The following is a 6490-nucleotide window of genomic DNA, read 5'->3' on the forward strand; positions in this document are numbered from 1 at the left end:
TCCGCGCATTCACCGTCGCCCCGGCGCACCTCACGTGAGGCGCTGGGCGGCGTGGTGCCAGGCGAGCACCCGGCGCTCGACGACCAGGAAGACCTCGTTCAGCAGGTAGCCCAGCACGCCGAGCAGCACGATGCCGGCCCACATGGCGGGCAGGTCGAAGGTCACGTACGCGGTGGTCAGCTGGAAGCCGATGCCGTTCGTGGTGCCGGGCAGCAGCTCGGAGAAGACCATGACGATCAGCGACAGCGACAGCGCCAGCCGCAGCCCGGCGAACATCTTGGGCAGCGCGGACGGCAGCACCACCCGGAGGAGCCGCTCGGTGCGCGAGAGCCGGAAGACCTGGCCGGTCTGCAGGTGCAGCGGCTCGACCGAGCGCGCGCCGTCGGCGGTGTTCAGCAGCACCGGCCAGACGATGCTGAACATGATGAACGCCAGTTGCATCCGCAGCCCGAACCCGAACAGCACCAGGAAGACGGTGACCAGGGCCGGCGGCGGGATCGCGCGCAGGAACTGCAGCACACCGTCGAGGTAGTCGTACACCCGTGACGACAGGCCGAGCGCCAGCCCCAGCACGACCCCCGCCAGCGCGCCCCCGGCGAAGCCGAGTGCCATCCGGCCGAGGCTCGGCAGGATGTCGCCGACGGCGGCGTCGGTCAGGAACAGCGTGGCGGGCGAGCCCGAGAACCACATCGCGTGCATCCGCTCCACGATCGTGCTGGGCGGCGGGAAGAACGCGCTGCCCGCCGCCCGCGTGGCCGCCTCCCAGGCCACGACGAGCACGAGCAGCACCGCGACGCGGAACGCGGCCGTCCGCAGGCCTCCTCTTCTCATCCTTCCTCCCCGCGCTGGACGTGGTGCCAGCGGAACACCCGCCGGTCGAAGGCCACCATCAGGGCGTTGACCGCGACGCCGAACAGCCCCACCCAGAACACCCCGGCCAGGATGTCGGCCATCCGGGCGGGCACGGCGATGCCGGCGAAGAAGATGAACACGCCGATGCCCTCGCCCCGGCCGGCCACGATCTCGGTGCTGACCGTGAGGATGAGCGCCACCCCGGCGGCCAGCCGGACGCCCGTCATGATGAAGGGCGCCGACGACGGCAGCGACACCCGCATCAGCACCGCGAGCGGCCCGAAGCCGTACGAGCGCAGCGACTCCTTGGCCACGGGGTCGACGCCGCGCAGGCCGTACATCGTGTTGTAGAGGATCGGCCACAGCGCGGCGTAGACGACGAGCGCCACGCGGTGCTGCAGCCCTGTGCCGATGACCAGCGCCACCAGCGGGATCAGCGCCACCGACGGGATCGGCCGCAGGAACTCCACCACCGAGCGCGTCGCTGCGTCGACGAGCGGCACGCTGCCGAGCAGCAGCCCGAGCGGCACCGCGACCAGCGCCGCGATGGCGAGCCCGATCGCCCAGGCGAGCAGGCTGGTCAGCGCGTGCGCGCGGAACGCGGGGTCGGCGAGCAGCGTCACCGCCCGCCCGGCGATCTCCGTCGCGGGCGGCAGGAACTCGGGGTCGGCGAGGCCGGTACGGCTGATCAGCTCGATGAGCGCGGCGAAGGCGACGGCCCCGGCCGCCCGGCGCGACCAGCGGATGGCCGGTGACGCCGGGCGGATCGAGGTCAGGGTCTGCGCGCTCACCCTGAGGTCGTGGGAGACATGAGCGACTTGACGTCGATGGCCTTCGACAACCACTTGGCCTCCAGCATCCAGTCGGCCACCCGCTGGAGGCGGACCGGGTTGTCGTTGCCGGAGAAGTAGGGGAAGGTCACGGTGGCTGCGGTGGCGGCGTCGATCTGCGTGAAGGTGGGCAGCACCTTGGCCACCACCTCGCGGTTGTTCTCCATCAGCTTGGCCGCGTTGTGGATGGCGCGCTGGAAGGCCGCCGCCGTCTTCGGGTGCTCGTCGTACCACTCCTGGGTGCTGACGTAGCCGGAGATGGGGAACTCGGCGGCGGGCCCGGAGGCCGGGTCGAGGATCTTGCGGGCGCCCATCGTGGCGGTGGCCGCGGTGACCTGCGGCTCGCCCAGGTAGGCGGCGTCGATCTGGCCGCCCTTCCACGACGGCATGATGTTCTGGAACGTCACCTGGACGTACTTGATGCTGGCCGGGTCGACGTTGTTGGCCTTCAGCACCTGGGTCAGCGCCAGCTCCTGGAAGTTGCGCAGGACGTTGACGTTGATGGTCTTGCCCTCCAGGTCCTTCGGCGTCTTGATGGGCGAGTCGGGCAGCGCCATGATGCTGAGCGAGTCGGGGGCCGCGCGAGAGCCCTCGGCCAGGATGCGCACCTTCAGCGCCTGTTTGTCGTGTGCGGCGAACATCGAGACGTAGTTGCCGAACATCGCGTCGATCTCACCCTTGATCAGCATGGGAATGGCTTCGGGGGCGGCCTGGACGACCTGCGGCGTCACCTCCAGCCCTTCCCTCTCGAAAAGCCCTTGGTCGATGGCGACGTAGATGGCGGCACTGTCGATGGCCGGCAGGGTGGCGACCTTGAGCTGTGTCTTCTCCAGCCCGCCGGCCGCGTTCGTGGGGGGCGCGGCGACGGACGTGGTGCCGGCTGAGCTGCACGCCGCGACGCCGAGTGTCAAAGCGAACCCGATGATCGCGGCCCTGGCGGAACGGCCAAGCCTCATGTCAGGGACTCCCTTCGGATGGAGCCAGGGGGGACCGGGTGGCTTCTGCTCCCGGGAACTGCGTGCCTGACGCACGGCAGAGATCGACCGTAGCACCAAATTGGCGGCCATTATCGCGAAAACAATAGTTGTGGTTGCAATGTCGGTTTACGGCTATATCGTGAAAAACTGACGGCCGCAGAGCGGCGTAATGTTTGTCCGATTTGGGGAAAGGGGTGGTGCGCGAGACTCGCGTTACCAGAAGTGACAGGTGTCCGTTTTTCCCGCGTGTCCGATGGGGGGTCGCGGGGCGGTTCTTTATTGCGTTTCACCAGATGGGAGCATGTCTACCGATTCTGTCGTATTTTCTGGACATTCAGGGATAAACAGCTCAATGAGGCACTAGTAGTGGTTGGTGCTCCTCGCCCGGTGTGCTCAAATGGCGCTTATCTCGAACGAGATATTGCCCCACCTGCATTTACCTGCATGGTCACCCGAGAATTCCCCTCAGGGGCGAGAGGTTGCGAAGGCAAGTGAGAACGCAGAGCGCTGAAGCTTCCGCTGACCGCGAGCCGCACGGCCATGAGAAGCGACGGCTGTCCCGACCGTCCTCGCGCAGGTTCGGCCTGGGCAACTGGCACGTCCGGTCGCGCCTGATCGCGCTGATCGTCGTTCCTACGGCCGTCGCCGTCGGGCTGGGCGGGCTGAGCGTCATCACCTCGCTCAACGACGCCCACACCTACCAGAACCTCCGGGAGGTCGCCGAGCTCAGCCAGCAGGTCGGCGCCGTCACCCACGAGCTGGGCTACGAACGCGACGAGACCGCCCTCTACATCGCACAGGGCCGGCCGGACAACCGCGAGGCCCAGCTGCGCACCACGTACAGCAGGGTCAACGGGCTCATCGCCGAGGCCCAGCGGCAGGCGCAGGCGCTCGCCGGCACCCACGCCGAGGCCGTACGCCCGGTGCTGCGCCGGCTCGACGAGGTGCGGACGCTGCGCGAGACCGCCGTCAACGGCCAGATCCAGCCGCTGCCGACGATCGCGAAGTACTCCCAGATCATCGGGGTCCTGCTGCAGTTCCACGACCAGGTCGGCCAGGTGGCCGTGGACGACGAGGTGGCCGACAGCGCGAGCGCCATGGCCGCCATCGCCCGGGCCAAGGAGCAGGCGTCCAGGCAGCGCGGCGTCCTCGCCAGCGCCCTGGACAAGAGTGGCTTCGACAGCGGCGAGCTGGAGTCGCTCACCGACGCCAAGGCGCGCGAGCAGAGCGAGGAGACGCTGTTCGCCACCCTCGCCACCCTCGACCAGCTCGAGCTCTACCGCAACGCGGTCGTCGGCCGCGACGTCGACCAGACCGACCTCTTCCGGCTGCGGGCCATGGCGCAGGCGGCCGAGGGCAAGGAGCTGAGCATCGGCGGCCGTCCCGACCAGGACGTCACCACCTGGTTCGACGTCAGCACCGGCAAGATCGACGCGTTGCGCAGCGTGGAGCGGACGCTGTCCTCGTCCGTCATCCTGCGCGCGCGCAGCCTGGAGGAGAGCGCCAACCGCTCGGCGATGATCTCCGGCGGCCTCATCCTGCTGCTGCTGTTCGTGGTGACGGCGATCGTCTCGCTCATCGCCCGCTCGCTCATCCGTCCCCTGCGCAAACTGCGCGGCGAGGCCCTCGACATCGCCGGGCACCGCCTGCCCGCGACCGTCCGCCAGCTGCGCGAGAGCGGCGACGGCACGGTCGGCCCCGTCGTCCCGATCGGCGTGGACACCCATGACGAGATCGGCGAGGTGGCGCGGGCGTTCGACGAGGTCCACCGCGAGGCGGTACGGCTCGCCGGCGAGGAGGCCCGCCTGCGCAGCAACGTCAACGCGATGTTCGTGAACCTGTCGCGGCGCAGCCAGACGCTGGTCGAGCGGCAGATCACCCTGATCGACGGTCTGGAGCAGGGTGAGCAGGACGAGCAGCGGCTCGGCAACCTGTTCAAGCTCGACCACCTGGCCACCCGTATGCGGCGTAACAGTGAGAACCTGCTCGTGCTCGCCGGTCAGGAACCGCCCCGCCGCTGGAGCCAGCCGGTGAAGCTGGTCGACGTGGCCCGCGCCTCGCTGTCGGAGGTCGAGAGCTACGAGCGCGTGGTCCTCCAGGTGCCCGACGGCGTGTCGGTGGCCGGTCAGGCCGTCAACGACGTCATCCACCTGCTCGCCGAACTCGTCGAGAACGCCCTGTCGTTCTCGCCGCGCGAGACCCGGGTGACCGTCTCCGGCAGCCGGATCGACGGCGGCGGCGTGATGCTGTCGATCACCGACTCCGGCATCGGCATGACCCAGGACGAGCTGGTCCAGGCCAACGAGCGGCTCACCGACGCGCCCGACGTCGACGTGTCGGTGTCGCGGCGGATGGGTCTGTTCGTGGTCGCGAGGCTGGCCCACCGGCACGGCATCCGGGTGCAGCTGCGCCCGCACAGCTCCGGCGGCCTGACCGCGATGGTGCTCATCCCCGAGAACATGCTGGGGTCACAGGCTTCGCCGCTGTCCGGGATGCCGTCCTTCTCCGGCAACCAGCCGCCCTCGCTCGCCGGGAACGAGCAGGGGGCGCTGCCGGGCGGGACGTCCCCGCGCCAGCCGCCGGCCTTCTCCGGAGCGCCCGGCGGTGGGTCGTGGGACGAGCCGTACACCGGGCCGTACTCAGAGCCGCATTCCGGGCCGCATTCCGGGCCGTACTCAGAGCCGTACTCAGGGCCGCACCCGGCGCCGCCGGTCACGGACCACCCGCCCGCCACCTTCGCCATGGGCCCAGGTCACCCCTCGTTCCCGTCCGGCGTGGACGCGGGCCCGCCCTGGCCCGCGCCGCCGAGGCGCGGCGAGCCCGGTGGCTGGCCCGCCGAGCCGCCCGGCGCGGCCTTCGGTCCCGGCGAGCCGCACGCCCCCTCCGGCCCCGCCGACGTCTGGACGCCGCTGCGCGGCGCGGCGTGGAACGGCGACAGCGGCCTGCCGAGACGACCCGTTCCCCAACCGCCGCCCGGCGGTTGGGGCAAGGACACCATGCCGTCGCAGCGGCCGGGGTTCGACGACCCCGACTCCGGCTCGACGGACCCCATACCGGCGGCACCGCCCGCGTCCGCCGGTGACGACTACCTGCCGATCTTCGCCGCCGTCGAGTCCGCCTGGTTCGGGCGCAACCCCGACGGCGCGAGCTGGGGTTCCTCCAAGGCGGACGCGGGCTGGAGCGCTGCGGAGGCGGTCGTGGAACCCGTACGCGAAGGTTCGACGGCGTCGGGCCTGCCCAAACGGGTGCCCAAGGCCAACCTCGTGCCAGGGTCGGCGGACACCGCGGCGTCCCCCAAAGGCGTGATGCCGATGCCCTCGGTGTCGCCCGACCGGGTGCGCAACCGCCTGTCGAGCTTCCAGCAGGGTTTCCGCGCGGCGCGCGACGACATCAGCGAGGGCCGGGCCTATCCCGCCGGCTCCTCGGGCGCGCAGGGCCGCTCAGGCCCGAAGAACAGCGACAGAGAGGAGGACGCATGAACGACCTGAGCAACGCGGCCCGCGGCGTGGACTGGCTCATCACCGACTTCGTCAGCACGGTCCCGGGCGTGGCGCACGCGGTGGTGGTCTCGTCGGACGGGCTCCCGCTGGCGGCGTCGGCGGGTTTTCCGGCGGACCGGGCCGATCAGCTGGCGGCGATCGCGTCGGGCCTGGTGAGCTTGACGCAGGGCGCGGCCAGGGTGTTCGAGGGCGGTGCGGTCAATCAGACGATCGTGGAGATGCAGCGGGGGCTGATGCTGATCATGTCGATCAGTGACGGTTCCTGCCTGGCGGTGCTCGCGGCTCCCGACTGCGACATGGGGCTGGTGGCGTACCAGATGACACTGATGGT

The 6490-nt window shown here is 70.3% G+C and carries 5 protein-coding genes; 2 read left to right on the forward strand and 3 right to left on the reverse strand.

The genetic code is table 11. The features are described 5' to 3' along the window. Window positions 1-30: 30 nt before the first annotated feature. Genes BLR04_RS12465 through BLR04_RS12475 form a run of 3 tightly spaced genes read right to left on the reverse strand, consistent with a single transcriptional unit; the run spans window position 31 to window position 2638 of the window. Entirely contained in the window at window positions 31-831 is an 801-nt protein-coding gene (locus tag BLR04_RS12465; protein ID WP_090762913.1) for an ABC transporter permease, read from the reverse strand. After that, a complete protein-coding gene (locus BLR04_RS12470) occupies window positions 828-1643 on the reverse strand; it encodes an ABC transporter permease (protein WP_090762916.1) in 816 nt (271 codons plus the stop codon). Before BLR04_RS12470 ends, BLR04_RS12465 begins: the two co-directional genes overlap by 4 nt. Beyond that, a complete protein-coding gene (locus tag BLR04_RS12475) occupies window positions 1640-2638 on the reverse strand; it encodes an ABC transporter substrate-binding protein (RefSeq protein ID WP_176903048.1) in 999 nt (332 codons plus the stop codon). The genes BLR04_RS12470 and BLR04_RS12475 overlap by 4 nt, the downstream gene beginning before the upstream one ends. A 512-nt stretch (window positions 2639-3150) precedes the next feature. Between BLR04_RS12475 and BLR04_RS12480 the strand changes: the two genes are divergently transcribed. Next, complete coding sequence (locus BLR04_RS12480) at window positions 3151-6138, forward strand: nitrate- and nitrite sensing domain-containing protein (protein WP_176903049.1); 2988 nt, start codon at window positions 3151-3153, stop codon at window positions 6136-6138. Then, window positions 6135-6490, forward strand: a 356-nt coding sequence (locus BLR04_RS12485; protein ID WP_090762925.1) for a roadblock/LC7 domain-containing protein, incomplete at its 3' end; no start/stop codon positions are given. The genes BLR04_RS12480 and BLR04_RS12485, both read left to right, overlap by 4 nt.

It is taken from the genome of Nonomuraea maritima, from assembly GCF_900100395.1.
GTDB lineage: Bacteria > Actinomycetota > Actinomycetes > Streptosporangiales > Streptosporangiaceae > Nonomuraea > Nonomuraea maritima.